This window comes from Bradyrhizobium sp. USDA3010 (genome assembly GCF_056429065.1).
In genome coordinates, this window is the sequence record NZ_JBWJZD010000002.1 from 163,782 (window position 1) to 180,788 (window position 17,007).

Genomic DNA, 17,007 nt, shown 5'->3' on the forward strand with positions numbered 1-17,007 from the left:
CGCATGTGTTCAAGCAACGGAAACCACGCTGCGGAAGTTGGACTACGGGTTAACGGGTTAGAGCGATTCTGGCGCTAGTTTGAATTCACATTTTCGACGCGCTCCGCGCGCGGTGCGTGAGGTGCCGCAGCCGGGCCTGTTTCCTAAGTCTGGGAGGGACGGGATGGCCAAAACCGTCCTGATCGTGGAGGACAACGAGCTCAATATGAAGCTCTTTCGCGATCTGTTGGAAGCGCATGGCTATCAGACTTCGGGCACCAGCAATGGCTTCGAAGCGCTCGATCTCGTCCGCAAGCTGCGCCCCGACCTCATCCTGATGGATATTCAGCTGCCCCAGGTTTCCGGCCTCGAGGTCACGCGCTGGATCAAGGACGATCCCGAACTGCGCACGATTCCGGTGGTCGCGGTCACCGCCTTCGCCATGAAGGGCGACGAAGAACGCATCCGCGAGGGCGGCTGCGAAGCCTATCTGTCCAAGCCGATCTCGGTCGGCAAATTTATTGAGACTGTCCGACGCTTTATCGGATAGGGGAGTTGTGGTGCCATGTCCGCGCGTATCCTCGTCGTCGATGACGTTCCGGCGAACGTCAGGCTGTTGGAAGCCCGTTTGTCAGCCGAATATTTCGATGTGCTGACCGCGTCCAACGGAACCGAAGCGCTGGAGATCTGCACGCGCGCGGAATGCGACATCATCCTGCTCGACGTCATGATGCCGGACATGGATGGATTCGAGGTCTGCCGCCGGCTGAAGTCGAATCCGGCGACCCATTTCATTCCCGTCGTCATCGTCACTGCGCTCGACAGTCCCGCCGATCGCGTGCGCGGCCTTGAAGCCGGCGCCGATGATTTCCTCACCAAGCCGGTGTCCGACGTCGTGCTGATCGCGCGCGTGCGCTCGCTGACGCGGCTGAAGATGATGACCGATGAGCTGCGCATGCGCGCCATCACCTCGCTCGAGATCGGCATGCAGGCGCCCGAGCGCAGCGCGATCGCCGACCGGGGTACCGGCGGCCGTATCCTGCTGGTCGACGATAGGCCGTCGTCCTACGAGAAGCTGGCGCCGATCCTGTCCGTCGAGCACACCGTCGACGTCGAAACCAATCCGGCGGAAGCCTTGTTCCACGCTGCCGAGGGCAATTACGATCTCCTGATCGTGTCGCTCAGCCTCGACAATTTCGATGGCCTGCGGCTGTGCAGCCAGGCCCGCTCGCTGGAGCGTACGCGCCAGGTGCCGATCCTCGCGGTTTCGGATGCCGATAACAACACGCGGCTGATGCGCGGGCTCGAGATCGGCGTCAACGACTACCTGCTGCGTCCTGTCGACAAGAACGAACTGCTGGCGCGGGCGCGCACCCAGATCCGCCGCCGCCGCTACACCGATCATCTGCGCGACAACGTGCAGAATTCGATCGAGATGGCGATCACCGATGCGCTGACCGGCCTCAACAACCGGCGCTACATGGAGAGCCATCTCGCGACCCTCGCGGAGCAGGCATCGATCCGCGGCAAGCCGCTGGCGCTGATGATCCTCGACATCGACTACTTCAAGGCGATCAACGACACCTACGGCCATGACGCCGGCGACGACGTGCTGCGCGAATTCGCCGTTCGCATCCGCAAGTCGATCCGCGGCATCGATCTGGCCTGCCGCTATGGCGGCGAGGAGTTCGTGATCGTGATGCCGGAGACGGACCTGCATGTCGCCGGCATGGTCGCCGAGCGGCTGCGCCGCTCGATCGCGGGCGAGCCGTTTGCCGTCGAGAAGGGCGGCAAGCGGATCACGGTCACGATCTCGATCGGGCTCACCACGCTGGAGCGCAAGGGCGAGCAGGTCACCGACGTGTTGAAGCGCGCCGACACCGCGCTCTACCGCGCCAAGCACGACGGCCGCAACCGCGTGGTTTCCGCCGCGGCATAACACGCTCTCCGCACCATCCGTCGTCATACCCCGCGAAAGCGGGGCATCCAGTACGCCGCAGCCTCTCGTTCAGACAACACCGCCTCTGGAATACTGGGTCACCCGCATGCGCGGGTGACGACAGGGTGGGTCACCTATCTCCCGCGCTTCACCGCGTCGTAGGCCATCCGCTTGAACTCGAACGAGAACGGATGGACGAACGCCATCTGGCGCTGCGCCATCATGACGCCGGCCATGCCGGTTTTGGGCGAAATCCACCACTGCGTGCCAGCAACGCCGCCCCAGTAGAATTCGCCGGCCGCATCGGGATGATCGATCGGCGAGGGGGTGAGGATCAGGCCGCCGGCAAGCCCGTGCGCCTTGCCGGGTTGCTCGCCCATCATCGCGAAGCGGATCCATTGTCCTTCGGGCAACTGGTTGGACATCATCATTGCGATCGTATCCGGCTTCAGCAGCGTCGGTCCGCCGGGCAGCAGGCTGCGGATCAGCGCGACCATGTCCGGCAACGTGGACACCAGCCCGCCGCCGCCATTGAGCCTTGCGACCGGGCGCAGATAGGCGCCGGGGAAGGGCGCATTGTCGGTGCGGGTGAGGCCCGGCTTCATCGGCTCAATCAGATCAGCACCCGCATAATACGCGACAAGGCGCCCGTGATCCATTTCCGGAACGACGAAGCCGGTATCGACCATGCCGAGCGGATCGAGGATGCGCGCCTTGATGAACCTGTCGAAGGTCTGGCCGCTGACGACTTCCACCAGACGCGCGATCACGTCGATCGCGAGCGAGTATTCCCATGACGTGCCCGGTTGATAGATCAGCGGCAAATCGGCCAGTACGTCGACCATTTCAGCCAGGGTCGTATTGGGATTGTGCACGCCGCGCTCGTTGAGCGCCTTGAAAATGACGGTGCCGGGATCGAAGAAACCGTAGCTCAAGCCGGCGCTGTGGCTGAGCAATTGGCGGATGGTGATCGAACTCTTCGCGGGCTCGGTTTGATCGATCGACGTCGCGCCTTTCAGCAGGACCTTGCGGTTGCGGAGCTGCGGGATGAATTTCTCGATCGGATCGTCGAACTGGAAGCGGCCATCCTCGAGTAGCAATAGCGCCGCGCAGGAGGTGATCAGCTTGGTGTTGGAGAACACCCGGAAGATGTGGTCGGTGCGCAGCGGAATCTGCGCTTCCTTGTCGGCCCATCCGACGCAGCCCGTGTCGGCGATGTCGCGCCCGACCAGAACCGACCAGGAGATTCCGGACAGCAGATTGTTGTCGATGTAACGCTGCATGGCGGCGCGCGCCGGCGCGAAGTCGTAGCCGGTGGCCGTCACCTTCAGATCTTCCATGGTCGTTCCCCAGTTGTGCCGCAGGTTGTCGCACGGTCGCTGTCAATCTCGCCGGACGGAATATCCAATCGGGAATGCCGTCGCGTGCCGTCAACGCTACCAACCAAACCGGAGTTGTGTACGCAACCGGATTTATCCAGTGCGTTTCTTGTCCGCGGGCGCGGGGCCGCCGACCTTGACGCCCGCATTCGCCAGCAGCACGCGGGCGGCTTCCTTCGCCGCACGCGCCATGGCCGGATCGTCGCGCACCAGGTCCTGCGCGATCGAGCCGTCGACCAGGAGCGTCAGCTGGGTCGCAAGTGCCTCGGCATCCGTGACGCCAAGCTGCCGCAGCAGATCGCGAAACCAGACCCGGCGGCTTTCCTTGAAGGCGACAGCGATATTGCGGACGGTGCGGTCCTCGTCGTCCGGCCCGAGTTCGGCGACCGCGTTCACGAACGGACAGCCGCGAAAATCCTTCGCCGAGAATCGCCGCTCCAGGGAATCGAAGGTTGCGAGAATCTGCTCGGCCGGTGGCTTGTCGGAGCGGCGGGGCTGCACGAAGCGGCGCTGCAAATAGGCCTCGATCAGCGCGTCCTTCGACGGGAAGTGATTGTAGAGCGTGCGCTTGCTGATGCCGATCTCGGCCGCGATGGTGTCGACGCCGATGGCGCGAATGCCCTGCAGGTAGAACAGCTTATCGGCGGTCTCGAGGATCCGCTCTTTCATGGTCTGTTTGGGAGGCGGGGAAGCCATGCGCCGGCCGTGATCCTCTTCGCTTGACAGGTCGCCCCCTGTATAGCCTAAGTACACAGGTCTGTGTAACCAAAACATGCGTGAATCGCAGGCTGTGGCACTCGTGCCGGGCCGTCATGGGAGAACAAGAACAATGCCCCTGTTGCAGGTCCTGCGTCCCACGCTTCCCATTCTGATCGGTGCCTCCATCATGCTCACGCTGAGCATGGGGCTGCGGCAGAGCCTTGGCATCTTCATGCAGCCGCTGACGCACGACATCGGCATCTCGGTGTCTCATTTCACGTTGGCGCTGGCGGTGCAGAACCTCGCCTGGGGTTTCCTGCAGCCGCTCGCGGGCGCGATGACGGTGCGTTACGGCTTCCGCCCGATCATGGTGGTCGGTGCGCTGGCCTACATCGCGGGCCTCGTGCTGATGACGACGGCGCATGGGCTCGTCAGCATCATGATCGGCGCCGGTGTGCTGATCGGCATTTCGCTCGCCTGCACGGCGAACGCGATCGCAATGTCGGTCGCGGCGCGCGCGGTGTCGGAGACGGTGCGCTCGACGGTGCTCGGCATGGTCTCCGCCGCGGGCTCGCTCGGCGCATTGCTGTCGGCGCCGATCGGCCAGATGCTCAATGAAGGGTTCGGTTGGCGGGTCGGGCTTGCCGGATTCGTCATCCTGTCGATCGGGATGATTCCGGCCGCGCTGTACGCCGGCCGCGTGGACAGGATCCCGCTGCCGAAGCCCGCAGCCGACGATATCGGCAACGCCACCGCGGCGATCGCGGCCAAGACCGCGTTCGGCAACGCGTCCTTCGTGGTGATGACCTGCGCCTACATGGTCTGCGGCATGCAGCTCGTCTTTCTCACCACGCATCTGCCGTCGTATCTGGCGATCTGCGGGCTGGATCCGATGCTGAGCGCGCAGACGCTCGGCATGATCGGCGGCTTCAACGTGCTGGGCTCGCTGTTCTTCGGCTGGGCCGGCCAGCGCTGGAACAAGCTCGCGCTGCTCGGCGGCATCTACATCCTGCGCTCGCTGGCGCTCGCCTGGTACTTCATGCTGCCGGCAACGCCGGGCTCGACATTGCTATTCGGCGCCATCATGGGCTTCCTCTGGATGGGCGTCGGTCCGCTGGTCGCGGGCGCGGTGGCCGAGATGTTCGGGCTGCGCTGGCAGGCGATGATCCAGGGCCTTGCCTTCATGAGCCACCAGGTCGGCAGCTTCCTCGGCGCCTATGGCGGCGGGCTGATCTACGATTCGCTCGGCTCCTACACCATGGCCTGGCGCATCGGCGTCGCGCTCGGCCTTGCCGGTGGCATCATCCAGGTCGCCTTCGCGCTGATCCGGCCGGCGCAACCGCCGCTGCTCAAGGCCGCCTAGCTTCCGATCCCGGCCAGACGGCGACTGCCCCGTGCGAAGGCAGTCGCCGGTTACTGCCTATTTTTCCATCGATCGCTTGCTACGAGAACGTGCAGCGGAGCGCGAAGCCGTTCCGTATCTGGATCGAAGTCGCAGCGTCTTCAATGTGTTACGCCGCGCGCGTCGGTGGCACGAATCTTGATAGAATTTGGCTAGAAATCGTGCCGGAAGCCGTCGCTGCGGTTCCGGCCTGGGGACCCATGGGAAGGGCTGGCCGCGATGAGGCTAGTCGCCGTCATTCTCCAGCCATCCGCGCACCACGGCCTTCGCCGCGCCGCCGAGCAGGAAGCGCTTGTGCCTCGCATCCGGCCTGATGCCGCGACGACTTCGCTGCATCGCACCGTCAGCAACGCGGCACTTCGAGATATCCCGACAACTGAGCGCGCAGGTGGCCGCTTCGCCGCTTACGCGCGGAGCGCGCTGCGCCCATTCCGAACACCAGCATTTCTTGTGAAGGGAGGACGATGATGGAGTCTGGGACACGTACGCACCAGAAGCTCGTGAGAATCGTGGTTGCCTTGCTGGGAGTGGCCGTTCTTTGCCTGCTGTTCAGCGACCTCGCGCTGGCTGAGGATGCGGCGGCGCCGCCGGCCTGCGGCGGCAAAATTCTCGAGAAGTGCACACCGAATTCCGGCGACACCGCCTGGATGCTCACGTCCGTCGCGCTCGTCCTGATGATGACGATCCCGGGGCTCGGCCTGTTCTATGGCGGCATGGTGCGCAAGAAGAATGTCGGCGACACCGTAATGACCAGCTTCGCCGTCACCTGCCTGGTCACGATCCTGTTTGCCGTCCTGACCTACAGCCTGGCGTTTCGTGCCGGTACGCCGTTTATCGGCGGTCTGGATCGCATGTTCCTCAAGGACATCCTGAGCGACATCGGCAAGGGTGGCATCGGCAATCCCAATCCGCTTGCCGCGACCATCCCTGAGTCGGTTTACATCTGCTTCCAGATGACGTTCGCCATCATCACGCCGGCGTTGATTGCCGGCGCGTTTGCCGAGCGGATGAAGTTCTCGGCGATGCTCTGGTTCATCGGGCTGTGGGCGATCTTCGTCTATGCGCCGATCGCGCATTGGGTCTGGGGTCCTGACGGGATCTTCTCGGCGGGCAACGACGCCGCCTATGTCAAGGTTCTCGATTTCGCTGGCGGCACCGTGGTGCACATCAATGCCGGCGTGGCCGGCCTGATGTGCGCCATCATGCTCGGCAAGCGCGTCGAGACGGGGCCGGCGCACAATATGGTGCTGACCTTCATCGGCGCCTCGCTGCTGTGGGTCGGCTGGTTCGGCTTCAACGCCGGCTCCGCCGTCACGGCCGGAATGCAGGCGGGCATGGCCATGCTGGTGACCCAGATCGCCACGGCAGTGGCGGCCTTCACCTGGATGCTGGTGGAATGGGCGTTGAAGGGCAAGCCGACCGTCGTCGGCATCTGCTCGGGTGCCGTCGCCGGCCTCGTTGCGATCACGCCGGCCTCCGGTTTCGTCGGGCCGGTCGGCGCTTTCGCCATCGGCATCGCCGCCGGCGTCTGCTGCTACTGGGGATGCACCGGCCTGAAGCGCTTGTTCAGCTACGATGACGCGCTGGACTGCTTCGGCGTCCATGCCCTCGGCGGCATCGTCGGGGCGCTGCTGACCGGGGTATTCGCGGTCGAGCAGTATGGTGGTACGGCCGGCGTTCTGGAGGGAAATCCCGGGCAGTTTCTCAATCAATGCATCGGCGTCGCGACGGTTTTCGTGTATGATGCCGTTGTGAGCCTGATCATCCTGTTCGTGATCAATCTCTTCGTCGGGCTTCGCGTGACGCGCGACATCGAGCGCGAAGGGTTGGATCTGGCACTGCACGGCGAGGTCGTGCAGTAGACTTGGCGGCGTTCCGCTCAGCCGGCGATGTCAGCCGGCTGGCGCGGATCAAAGCTGTTCGAGGTGATCCGATGAACTGGTTCTATTGGAACACAGCGTGGTCGCTGTTCTTCAGCCTCATTTGGTTCATGACTATCACACACAATCCGGATGCAGAGATCGCGGACGCGCATCTGCGCGATGAGGCGTTCAAAGGCTAGCTCCGGTAGTAGCGCCACATCCTGAGGAACGTCCGGTGGATCTCGTCGGGCGTCCGGTCGAATGGCTCTAGACTGACGCGGACCACGCCACGATGGTCCATGCGCCACGGCAGGCGCATCAGCAGCCGATAGGCCGGCCGCTTGCGCCAATCGGCCACCAGCGCGCTGCCGAGCGGCCCGCTGAGCGCGATCTGCAACTCGTGAACGGTCATCGCGCGCTCGGCGATTTCGACGAGATCGATGCGCGTGATGGCGCGCCAGCGAATCAGCCCGAAGGCCTGGATGAAGATGCCGTACTGGTTGGCTCCGATGGTCGGACGACCGGCCTCCAGCAGGGGGATGTTGTAGTAGGTGAAGGCGCCCGCCGCAGCCGCCGGCGCCAGCCAATAGATCTCGCCGGTGATCCAGCTCGCGGTCAGGAAGATCGCGGCCAAAGCGGCCGTGACATAGACCGGAAAGTAGATGTCCTCGCGGCCGTAGGCGACCGAGTAGCCGCCTGCGTTTCCCTCGTCCAAGCTTGCGATCATCTGTGCCCTGCGCCCGGGACTTGTCCGGGAATCATGCGGGATGACGCAGGCCTACAAAGCAAAAACGGGGCCGCGAGGGCCCCGTTCGAAACGTCGGAAGTAGACGATCTTACTTGATCTTGGCTTCCTTGAACTCGACGTGCTTGCGCGCGACCGGGTCGTACTTCTTCTTGACCAGCTTGTCGGTCATGGTGCGCGAATTCTTCTTGGCGACGTAATAGAAGCCGGTATCGGCCGTCGACACGAGCTTGACCTTGATGGTGACCGCTTTGGCCATGTGCAAAACCTCGAAACTGCAGGGATATCGGGAGCCGGCCAAATCGGCCCGCGTTTGGCCGGGAAACTAGCCAGAAACCGCCCAAAGTCAAGGATTTCCGAGCCAAAACCATCCCGAATCCGGGCCGATTACCCCCCGAAGAACTGATTTTTGGGCCGCGGCAGGCCCAAATTCTCGCGCAGGGTCCGCCCTTCGTACTCGGTGCGGAAAATCCCGCGCTTTTGCAGTTCCGGCACCACCTTGTCGACGAACTCGAACAGCCCTTGCGGCAGATAGGGGAACATGATGTTGAAACCGTCGCTGCCGCGGCCGGTCAGCCATTCCTCCATCTGGTCGGCGATGGTCTGCGGCGTGCCGACGAAGGCGAGCCCGCCATAGCCGCCGACGCGCTGTGCGAGCTGGCGCACCGTGAGCTTGTCGCGCGCCGCGACATCGACGAGGCGCTGGCGGCCGCTCTTGCTGGCATTGGTTTCCGGGATCGGCGGCAATTGCCCGTCGGGATCGAAGGCGGACGCATCGGTGCCGAGGATCACCGAGAGCGAGGCGATCGCGCTGTCGTAATGCACACGGCTGTCGAGCAGCGCGCGCTTCTCCTTGGCTTCGTCGACACTGTCGCCGACCACGACAAAGGCGCCGGGCAGGATCTTCAGATGCTCGGGATCGCGGCCGATCTTTTCCATGCGGCCCTTGATGTCGGCGTAGAGCTTCTGTCCGTCCGCAAGGCTGCCGCCGCCGGTGAACACGGCTTCCGCCGTCTCGGCCGCAAGCTGCCTGCCGTCGTCGGATGCGCCGGCCTGCACGATGACCGGCCAGCCCTGCACAGGGCGGGCGATGTTGAGCGGGCCGCGCACCGAGAGATATTTGCCCTTGTGGTTGAGCACATGCATCTTGTCGGGATCGACGAACAGCCCGGACTCGACATCGCGCACGAACGCATCGTCGGCGAAGGAGTCCCACAGGCCGGTGACGACATCGTAGAACTCGCGGGCGCGCTTGTAGCGCTCGGCGTGCTCCATGTGGTCGTCGAGGCCGAAGTTCAGCGCGGCGTCCGGATTGGACGTGGTGACGATATTCCAGCCGGCGCGGCCGCCGGAGATGTGATCGAGCGAGGCGAAGCGGCGGGCGACGTGATAGGGCTCGTCGAAGGTGGTCGAGCCGGTCGCGATCAGGCCGATATTCTCGGTGACGGCCGCGAGTGCCGACAGCAGCGTGAACGGCTCGAACGAGGTCACGGTGTGGCTGCGCTTCAACGCGTTGATCGGCATGTTCAGCACGGCCAGATGGTCGGCCATGAAGAAGGCGTCGAACTTGCCGGCCTCGAGCTTCCGGATCAGCGTCTTGATGTGGTCGAAGTTGAAATTGGCGTCGGGCCAGGCCCCGGGATAGCGCCAGGCGCCGGTGTGGATGCTGATCGGCCGCATGAATGCGCCGAGCTTGAGTTGACGCTTCGCCATTGCCCCGTTCCGTCGTTGTTGTCGTTAGCGGAACAGATAGGGAGGCCGGGCGGCAACGCCATGAGGGTCCTTAAGAAGAATCTTGCAATCTGGGCGACGAGCAGAGGATATTTTCAATCCGGCGCCCTTGTGATCGGGGAGGGGGATATGTTCTATCCGGCAAGGCTGTCGCTGATCGCGGGCGTTCTGGTCGCGATGGTGCTCTGTGTTGGAAACCCGGCGCGCGCGCAGATCGTTGCGATCGGTGCGAGCAACGTCGCGGGAAAGGGCGTCAGCAGTTCGGACGCCTGGCCGGCCCAGCTTGAGGGGATGCTCGCCGCGAAGGGCCGCAGCGTTCACGTGACCAATGCGGGGATATCAGGCGACACCAACGCGGGCATGCTGGCGCGGCTCGATTCCGCGGTCCCCGAAGGGACCAGGATCGTGCTGCTCGACCGTTTCGGCGGCGGCTGGAATGCGCGGCGGCGCGGGCAGGAAGATCAGAATGCTGAACTGGCTGCGATCGAAGCTCGGCTTCGCAGCCGGCACATCCGCGTGATCCCGATGTGGTGGAATGCGGTCCTGCGCAATTATCTGCAGCCGGATCACATTCACTTCACGGCGGAGGGACACAGGGTGGTCGCGGCGCACATGCTGCCCGCGGTGATGAGCGCGGTGCGCTGAGCTGACGCTGTGTCCCGGTATTGCTGGGGTCACGCCCCCAGCACGTCCTTGTGCATCTTGCCGCCGTAGAAATGGAAGAACGGCACCGGCGCGTCGTGATGGAGCGGGCCGGTGGCGAGGCGGCGATCGAGCTCGGCGAGCACGTTCTTGGTCATGGCGTGCGCGTCCGCGAGCGGCTCGGAGCCGATCTCGACCCACACGAGCTCCACCAGCTCGGCATCGGCATGCACCACGCCTTCGACACGATGCGCGATCGTCGAGGCATCCGCGGTGAAGAAGCGCGTGTCGAAGCGGCGGACGCGGCCGGGCGGCGTGATCGCGCGCGCGATCAGGAACAGGCCGGACGGATCAGGCAGAAGTCCCGCGTCGGCGAACGGCGCCCAGGGCCCGTCCAGCTTCGTCGCCTTCTCGACCTTGCGGCCGAGGCAGAGCCCGGTCTCTTCGCAGGCTTCGCGGATGGCGGCATTGGCGAGCGCGCGCGCGCGGCCGGGCGTGATCTTCGGGCTGCCCTTCAACAGATTGGCTTCGAGTTCCGGCGTGATCGGAGCTGCAACGGGCACGCGATTGTCGGCCTTGTCGACGCGGCCGCCGGGGAAAACGAACTTGCCGGGCATGAACACGACCTTGTCGTGGCGCTTGCCGACCAAGACCTTCGGCTTGGCGCCGGAGCGATCGATCAGGATCAGCGTCGCCGCATCCTTCGGCCGGAAGTATGCGTGATGATCGGCTTCCTTTTCGCCCTGGTGGACGGCGGCGGCAGGGGCGGCAGCTTCAGTCATTTCATCCCTTTCATTTCTTCTTGGTGCCCGGTTTAGCTAGACCGGCGGGATGTCGCTAGGGGGATTCTCGTCAAAGCCATGCATGCGCAGGGCCCATTGCAATCCAATCACGGCTCCCTTCACCGGCTGCAACAGCGCCAGCGATGCGAACAGCGTGAACGACAGATAGATTGCAAGTTGCAGCCACACCGGCGGCGAATAGTTGGTCTCGATCCACAGCGCGGTCGGTACCACGATATGGCCGACAATCACGATGACGAGATAGGCGGGTAGATCGTCGGCGCGATGCGGTGTGAAGTCGAGATCGCAGACCGGGCAATGGCCATCGCATTTGAGAAATTTGCGGAACAGCCTGCCTTTTCCGCAGCGCGGACAGCGGCCAAGGAACCCGCGCTTCATCGCGGTCCACACGTCGCGCTTCTCGGGCTCAGCTGCGTCGCGGGTCCAAACCACCGTGGGCGGCGTCACTTCCATGACTTGCCTCGCTTCGATTTGCCGGACTTCGGCTTCGCCGGCTTGCGGTCCTTCTTGCGTGCCTTCCGTTCCTTGTGCGCCTTCTTGCTGGATCCCTCATTCGGCCCCTTGCCAAATCCTGCGACGCGGCGCTCGGACCCTGCGCCGTCACGTTTTCTGCCGCGCGGAATTGCCTGGCCGTCGGATAATAGCTCAAAACGCAGCGCGCCCGCCACCGGCGCGGCCTCGACCAGGCGTACGTCGACGACATCGCCGAGCCGATACATGGTGCCGCTGCGCGTGCCGATCAGTGCGTGGCGGGTTTCGTCGTAGTTGAAATACTCGCTGCCGATGGTGCGGATCGGGATCAGGCCGTCGGCGCCGGTGTCGTCGAGCTTCACGAACAGGCCGGCTCGCGTCACGCCGGAGATGCGGCCCTGGAACGAAGCGCCGATGCGATCGGCAAGGAAATGCGCGATCAGCCGGTCGGTGGTCTCGCGCTCCGCCTTCATCGCGCGGCGTTCGGTGACGGAAATCTGCGCGGCGATCTCGGCCAGCGTCTCCACGCTCTCGTCGGTCGGCAAGGCGCCTTCGCCAAGGCCGAGCGCGCGGATCAGCGCGCGATGCACGATCAGATCGGCGTAGCGGCGGATCGGCGAGGTGAAGTGCGCGTAGCGGCGCAGGTTCAAGCCGAAATGGCCGTAGTTCTCGGCGGAGTATTCGGCCTGCGCCTGCGAACGCAGCACCACCTCGTTGACCAGCGGTTCGTAATCCTCGCCGGCAACCTGCGCCAGCACGCGATTGAATTGCGTGGGACGCAGCGCGCCCTGCTTGGTGAAGGGCAGGTCGAGCGTCTTCAGGAATTCCTGGAGGTTGTGGACCTTCTCCTGGCTCGGCTCGTCATGCACGCGGTAGATCAGCGGCAGCGCCTTCTTCTCCAGCATCTCGGCGGCGGCGACGTTGGCGAGGATCATGAACTCCTCGATCAGCCGATGCGCATCAAGCCGCTGCGGCACGATCACCCGATCGACGGTGCCGTCCGGCTTCAGGAGGATCTTGCGCTCGGGCAGATCGAGATCGAGCGGGTCGCGCTCGTTGCGTGCGAGCTTGACCAGCTCATAGGCCGACCACAGCGGCTTCAGGATCGGATCGAGCAGGGGACCCGTGGTGTCGTCGGGCCTGCCGTCGATCGCGGCCTGCGCCTGCGCGTAATTGAGCTTTGCTGCCGAGCGCATCAGCACGCGGTGGAATGTATGCGAGCGCTTGCGGCCGTCAGAGCCGATCACCATCCGCACCGCCAGTGCTCCGCGCGGCTCGCCCGGCACCAGCGAGCAGAGATTGTTGGAGATGCGCTCGGGCAGCATCGGCACCACGCGATCGGGGAAATACACCGAGTTGCCGCGCTGGAGCGCGTCGCGGTCGAGCGCAGAGCCGGGCCGCACATAGTAGGCGACGTCGGCGATCGCGACATGGACGATGAAGCCGCCCTTGTTGTTCGGATCGAGGTCGACCTCGGCATGAACGGCGTCGTCGTGATCCTTGGCGTCAGGCGGATCGATGGTAACGAGCGGCACGTCGCGCCAGTCCTCGCGGCCCTGCAGCGTCGCGGGTTTTGCCTCTTCGGCTTCGCGCAGTGCAGAGGACGAAAACACCTGCGGGATGTCGTGGGTGTTGATCGCGATCAGGCTGATCGCCTTCTCGCTCGCGATCGAGCCGAGCCGTTCCTTGACCCGGGCGGAAGCGAGCCCGTAGCCGCGGGTGCGGATCAGATCGACGCTGATGAGGTCGCCGTCCTCGGCGTCGCCGCTGTCGGCCTTGGCGATGTTGAGCTCGCGGCCGGCCTGCTTCTTGTCGACCGGGATCAGGCGCCCGCCGCCATCAGGGTTCTTGCGGAAGATGCCGAGGATGCGAGCGCGGCCGTGATCGATCACCTTGATGACGCGGCCGCGATAGGGCGTACCGTCGTGCTCGTCGGTCACCTCGACGTGGAGCAGCGCGCGGTCGCCGACGCCGGCGGCGGTGCCGGGCTTCGGCCGCCGCGGCGTCTCGATGCGGATTTTCGGGGCGGTGCCGTCTTCCGAGTCCCACTCGGCCGGGGTGGCGATCAACTCGCCGTCGCTGTCGCGGCCGGTGATATCGGCGAGCACGGTCGGCGGCAGCGCCGCCGGCTCGTGGATCTTGCGGCGGCGCTTGGCGACCGTGCCGTCGTCGGCGAGTTCGCGGAGGAACCGCTTCAACTCGATGCGGTCGGCGTTCTTCAGGCCGAACTCGCGCGCGATCTCGCGGGTGCCGACCTTGCCTGGATTGGCGCGGATGAAGGCGACGATGGCGTCCCGGCCCGGAAAGCCATGGTCGGGTTTTCGTTTCACTTATCCTCTTGCCTTGCCGGCGCTCTTCTTCGCGGGCGCTTTCGCTGGTGCCGATGACTTTGCAGGCGAGGTCTTGGCACCGGAGGCGACCGGCGCGCGCGCCTTGCTGGTCGCATCCGTTTTCGGCTTCGCCGCGGCCTTCTTCGACGCCGCCTTCTTGGCGGGCTTGGCCTCGGCGTCGCCGTTGGTCTCAGTCGTGTCGGACTTGGCTTTCTTGGCCTTGGCGGGCTTTTCCGCCTTCGCCTTCTTGGCCTTCTTGCCGCCGCCCTTGGCCGCGCGCTCGTCGATCAGCGCGATCGCTTCCGCAAGCGTGATCTCGTCCGGGGTGCGGTCGCTCGGGATCGTCGCATTGACGCCGCCGGCTGCGACATAGGCGCCGTAGCGGCCGTTCTTCAGCGCGACGGCCCCGAGCGTCGGGTGGTCGCCAAGCGGCTTGCCCGGATCGGCGCCGAAGCGGCGGCCGCTCGGGCCCTTCGCGATCTTCTCCGCGATCAGCGTGACGGCGCGGTTCAAGCCGATGTCGAAGACCTCGTCGCCGGCCTCGAGGCTGGCATAGGTCTTCTCGTGCTTCACGAACGGCCCGAACCGGCCGAGGCCGGCGGTGATCGGCTGCCCGGTCTCCGGATGCTTGCCGATCTCGCGCGGCAGCGACAACAGCTTCAGCGCCAGTTGGAGATCGACATCGGCAGGCGAGGTGCCCTTTGGAATGCCGGCGCGCTTCGGCTTCTCGCCTTCGGCGTAATCCTTCTGCTCGCCGAGCTGGATGTAGGGGCCGAACCGGCCGGCCTTCACCGTGACGTCGAACCCGGTGTCGGGATCGGTGCCGAGCACGCGGTCGGCGCTCTCGGCGCTGTCGGCCGCGAGCGGCCTTGTGTAACGGCATTCCGGATAGTTCGAGCAGCCGACGAAGGCGCCGAACTTGCCGGCCTTGAGGTTAAGCCGGCCGGTGCCGCAGGTCGGGCACTGCCTGACGTCGCCGCCATCCGCGCGCGGCGGATAGATGTGCGGACCGAGCATCTCGTCGAGCGCATCGAGCACCTCGGCGACGCGGAGGTCCTTGATGTCGTTGACCGCGCCGATGAAGCCGCGCCAGAAGTCCTGCAGCACCTGCTGCCAGGCGATCTCGTTGTTGGAGATGCGATCGAGCTGTTCCTCCAGATCGGCCGTGAAGTCGTACTCCACGTAGCGCGAGAAGAAATTCTCCAGGAACGCGACCACGACGCGGCCCTTGTCCTCGCCGTGCAGCCGCTTCTTCTCGAGCTTGACGTAGCCGCGGTCCTTCAGCACCTGCAGGATCGAGGCGTAGGTCGAGGGGCGGCCGATGCCGAGCTCTTCCATCCGCTTCACCAATGATGCTTCCGAGAAGCGCGGCGGTGGCTCGGTGAAGTGCTGGGTGACGGCAAGGCTCTGGCGCTTCACCGCCTCGCCCTGGCTCATCGCGGGCAGGCGGCGTGAATCCTCGTCTTCTTCGTCGTCGCGGCTTTCCTGGTAGAGCGCGAGGAAGCCGTCGAACTTGATGACCTGCCCGGAGGCGCGCAGCTCCAGCACGCGGGCGCCGGCCTTGGCCTCGATGTCGACGGTGGTGCGCTCGAGCTCGGCCGATTCCATCTGGCTCGCAATGGTACGCTTCCAGATCAATTCGTAGAGCCGCGCCTGATCGGTATCGAGCCTTCGGCCGATGGTGGCCGGACGGCGCGACAGATCGGTCGGGCGGATCGCTTCGTGCGCTTCCTGCGCGTTCTTGGCCTTGGCCTGATATTGGCGCGGGGCGTCCGGCACATAGGCGTTGCCGTAATCCTCGCCAATCACCTTGCGGGCCTGGGTGATCGCGGACGGATCGATCTGCACGCCGTCGGTTCGCATGTAGGTGATGAGACCGGTGGTCTCGCCGCCGATGTCGATGCCCTCATACAGCCGCTGCGCGATGCGCATGGTGTGCGCCGGCGCGAAGCCGAGCTTTCGGCTCGCTTCCTGCTGCAGGGTCGAGGTGGTGAAGGGCGCCTGCGGATTGCGCCGAGCCGGCTTGGCCTCGACGGTCGCGACCTTGAACAGCGCGGCCTCGATCGCCTTCTTGAAGTCCTCGGCTTCCGCTCCGGAGCCGATGTCGAGCCGTGCGATCTTCTTGCCGTCGGCGCCGACCAGCCGGGCCTCGAAGGCTTCGCCGCGCGGCGTCAGCAGCGTCGCGACCAGCGACCAGTACTCCCTCGGCACGAACTTCTCGATCTCGAGCTCGCGGTCGCAGACCAGCCGCAGCGCGACCGATTGCACGCGGCCGGCAGAGCGGGCGCCGGGCAGCTTGCGCCACAGCACGGGCGAGAGGGTGAAGCCGACCAGATAGTCCAGCGCGCGGCGCGCCATATAGGCGTCGACCAGCGCGCCGTCGATCTGGCGCGGCGCCTTCATGGCGTCGGTGACCGCCTGCTTGGTGATGGCATTGAACACGACGCGCTCGACCTTCTGGTCCTTCAGCGCGCGCTTCTCCTTCATCACCTCCAGCACGTGCCAGGAGATCGCCTCGCCCTCGCGATCAGGGTCGGTCGCCAGAATCAGGCGGTCGGCCCCTTTGAGCGCCTTGGCGATGTCGTTCAGCCGGCCGGCGGCCTTGGCATCGACCTCCCAGATCATCTGGAAATTGGCGTCCGGATCGACCGAACCGTTCTTGGCCGGGAGGTCGCGAACATGGCCAAACGACGCCAGGACCTCGTAGGAGGACCCCAGATATTTGTTGATCGTCTTGGCCTTGGCAGGCGACTCCACAATGACGATATTCATGTCATTCCAATAGCTTACGGGAAAACTTGAAGGCTGGTTCCGCTAGACTCGCGGCCCGCCGTGTCGGGGCGAACATGGGTGCTGGGGCGGTCGGTGTCAAATCGCCAGATATTGAAGGCAGGGCCCAAGCTGTGGAGTTTTGATCCCAAGGGTTGAAAAATGCGTCCTAGAGTTGCGGCCGGAAAGGGCGTATCTCTTTATATAGGGTGGGAATCGGAATAGGCCTTTTGAGCAGCACAGGGGGCGGGCGGAA

The 17,007-nt window shown here is 64.8% G+C and carries 15 protein-coding genes; 6 read left to right on the forward strand and 9 right to left on the reverse strand.

The window, feature by feature from the left end; all coding sequences use genetic code 11:
- The first annotated feature begins 163 nt into the window (after window positions 1-163).
- Together AC066Y_RS03755 and AC066Y_RS03760 are read left to right on the forward strand one after the other, a co-directional pair.
- Window positions 164-529, forward strand: a complete 366-nt coding sequence (locus tag AC066Y_RS03755) for a response regulator (protein WP_057845669.1) — start codon at window positions 164-166, stop codon at window positions 527-529.
- Between the two features lie 15 nt (window positions 530-544).
- Window positions 545-1,918, forward strand: coding sequence for a PleD family two-component system response regulator (locus tag AC066Y_RS03760; protein WP_478272722.1), 1,374 nt, complete (start codon window positions 545-547; stop codon window positions 1,916-1,918).
- 134 nt (window positions 1,919-2,052) lie between these two features.
- Here the strand turns inward: AC066Y_RS03760 and AC066Y_RS03765 are convergent, their stop codons facing one another.
- Together AC066Y_RS03765 and AC066Y_RS03770 are read right to left on the reverse strand one after the other, a co-directional pair.
- Window positions 2,053-3,258: a serine hydrolase domain-containing protein gene (locus AC066Y_RS03765; protein WP_478272723.1), complete on the reverse strand. Its 1,206-nt coding sequence runs from the start codon at window positions 3,256-3,258 to the stop codon at window positions 2,053-2,055.
- Window positions 3,259-3,390: 132 nt separating this feature from the next.
- Window positions 3,391-3,993 (reverse strand): TetR/AcrR family transcriptional regulator, encoded by a 603-nt coding sequence (locus AC066Y_RS03770; RefSeq protein WP_478272724.1) that lies wholly within the window; start codon window positions 3,991-3,993, stop codon window positions 3,391-3,393.
- Window positions 3,994-4,126: 133 nt separating this feature from the next.
- On the opposite strand from AC066Y_RS03770, the gene AC066Y_RS03775 reads away from it, so the two are divergent.
- From AC066Y_RS03775 to AC066Y_RS03785, 3 genes are all read left to right on the forward strand, one after another.
- Window positions 4,127-5,359, forward strand: a complete 1,233-nt coding sequence (locus tag AC066Y_RS03775) for an MFS transporter (RefSeq protein ID WP_478272725.1) — start codon at window positions 4,127-4,129, stop codon at window positions 5,357-5,359.
- A 503-nt stretch (window positions 5,360-5,862) separates the two neighbouring features.
- Window positions 5,863-7,260: an ammonium transporter gene (locus AC066Y_RS03780; protein ID WP_478272726.1), complete on the forward strand. Its 1,398-nt coding sequence runs from the start codon at window positions 5,863-5,865 to the stop codon at window positions 7,258-7,260.
- Window positions 7,261-7,262: 2 nt separating this feature from the next.
- Window positions 7,263-7,460, forward strand: a complete 198-nt coding sequence (locus AC066Y_RS03785; RefSeq protein ID WP_478272727.1) for a hypothetical protein — start codon at window positions 7,263-7,265, stop codon at window positions 7,458-7,460.
- Here the strand turns inward: AC066Y_RS03785 and AC066Y_RS03790 are convergent.
- From AC066Y_RS03790 to AC066Y_RS03800, 3 genes are all read right to left on the reverse strand, one after another.
- Window positions 7,457-7,987 carry a hypothetical protein gene (locus AC066Y_RS03790; protein ID WP_478272728.1) on the reverse strand — a complete coding sequence of 177 codons (531 nt, stop codon included), beginning with the start codon at window positions 7,985-7,987 and terminating at the stop codon, window positions 7,457-7,459. The two genes, AC066Y_RS03785 and AC066Y_RS03790, sit on opposite strands and share 4 nt — an antisense overlap.
- A 109-nt stretch (window positions 7,988-8,096) precedes the next feature.
- Window positions 8,097-8,264, reverse strand: coding sequence for a 50S ribosomal protein L33 (gene rpmG, locus AC066Y_RS03795; protein ID WP_018271988.1), 168 nt, complete (start codon window positions 8,262-8,264; stop codon window positions 8,097-8,099).
- 128 nt (window positions 8,265-8,392) lie between these two features.
- Window positions 8,393-9,718, reverse strand: a complete 1,326-nt coding sequence (locus tag AC066Y_RS03800) for an LLM class flavin-dependent oxidoreductase (RefSeq protein ID WP_478272729.1) — start codon at window positions 9,716-9,718, stop codon at window positions 8,393-8,395.
- Between the two features lie 147 nt (window positions 9,719-9,865).
- Here AC066Y_RS03800 and AC066Y_RS03805 point away from each other — a divergent pair, with 147 nt between their 5' ends.
- The gene (locus tag AC066Y_RS03805; protein WP_478272730.1) at window positions 9,866-10,381 is read left to right on the forward strand and encodes a GDSL-type esterase/lipase family protein; all 516 of its coding nucleotides are present in this window, start codon (window positions 9,866-9,868) and stop codon (window positions 10,379-10,381) included.
- Window positions 10,382-10,410: 29 nt separating this feature from the next.
- Here the strand turns inward: AC066Y_RS03805 and AC066Y_RS03810 are convergent, their stop codons facing one another.
- Genes AC066Y_RS03810 through topA form a run of 4 tightly spaced genes read right to left on the reverse strand, consistent with a single transcriptional unit; the run spans window position 10,411 to window position 16,754 of the window.
- A complete protein-coding gene (locus AC066Y_RS03810) occupies window positions 10,411-11,160 on the reverse strand; it encodes an NUDIX hydrolase (RefSeq protein WP_478272731.1) in 750 nt (249 codons plus the stop codon).
- A 36-nt stretch (window positions 11,161-11,196) separates the two neighbouring features.
- A complete protein-coding gene (locus AC066Y_RS03815) occupies window positions 11,197-11,634 on the reverse strand; it encodes a DUF983 domain-containing protein (protein ID WP_176530854.1) in 438 nt (145 codons plus the stop codon).
- Complete coding sequence (gene rnr / locus AC066Y_RS03820; RefSeq protein ID WP_478272732.1) at window positions 11,625-13,982, reverse strand: ribonuclease R; 2,358 nt, start codon at window positions 13,980-13,982, stop codon at window positions 11,625-11,627. Before rnr ends, AC066Y_RS03815 begins: the two co-directional genes overlap by 10 nt.
- Window positions 13,983-16,754 (reverse strand): type I DNA topoisomerase, encoded by a 2,772-nt coding sequence (topA, locus tag AC066Y_RS03825; protein WP_478272733.1) that lies wholly within the window; start codon window positions 16,752-16,754, stop codon window positions 13,983-13,985.
- Between the last annotated feature and the right edge of the window lie 253 nt (window positions 16,755-17,007).

Bases quoted from the DNA above. Each gene is read 5' to 3' on its own strand.
- AC066Y_RS03755 (WP_057845669.1), top strand. From the start codon at position 164: ATGGCCAAAACCGTCCTGATCGTGGAGGACAACGAGCTCAATATGAAG.
- AC066Y_RS03760 (WP_478272722.1), top strand. From the start codon at position 545: ATGTCCGCGCGTATCCTCGTCGTCGATGACGTTCCGGCGAACGTCAGG.
- AC066Y_RS03765 (WP_478272723.1), bottom strand. From the start codon at position 3,258: ATGGAAGATCTGAAGGTGACGGCCACCGGCTACGACTTCGCGCCGGCG.
- AC066Y_RS03770 (WP_478272724.1), bottom strand. From the start codon at position 3,993: ATGGCTTCCCCGCCTCCCAAACAGACCATGAAAGAGCGGATCCTCGAG.
- AC066Y_RS03775 (WP_478272725.1), top strand. From the start codon at position 4,127: ATGCCCCTGTTGCAGGTCCTGCGTCCCACGCTTCCCATTCTGATCGGT.
- AC066Y_RS03780 (WP_478272726.1), top strand. From the start codon at position 5,863: ATGATGGAGTCTGGGACACGTACGCACCAGAAGCTCGTGAGAATCGTG.
- AC066Y_RS03790 (WP_478272728.1), bottom strand. From the start codon at position 7,987: ATGATCGCAAGCTTGGACGAGGGAAACGCAGGCGGCTACTCGGTCGCC.
- rpmG (WP_018271988.1), bottom strand. From the start codon at position 8,264: ATGGCCAAAGCGGTCACCATCAAGGTCAAGCTCGTGTCGACGGCCGAT.
- AC066Y_RS03800 (WP_478272729.1), bottom strand. From the start codon at position 9,718: ATGGCGAAGCGTCAACTCAAGCTCGGCGCATTCATGCGGCCGATCAGC.
- AC066Y_RS03805 (WP_478272730.1), top strand. From the start codon at position 9,866: ATGTTCTATCCGGCAAGGCTGTCGCTGATCGCGGGCGTTCTGGTCGCG.
- AC066Y_RS03810 (WP_478272731.1), bottom strand. From the start codon at position 11,160: ATGACTGAAGCTGCCGCCCCTGCCGCCGCCGTCCACCAGGGCGAAAAG.
- AC066Y_RS03815 (WP_176530854.1), bottom strand. From the start codon at position 11,634: ATGGAAGTGACGCCGCCCACGGTGGTTTGGACCCGCGACGCAGCTGAG.
- topA (WP_478272733.1), bottom strand. From the start codon at position 16,754: ATGAATATCGTCATTGTGGAGTCGCCTGCCAAGGCCAAGACGATCAAC.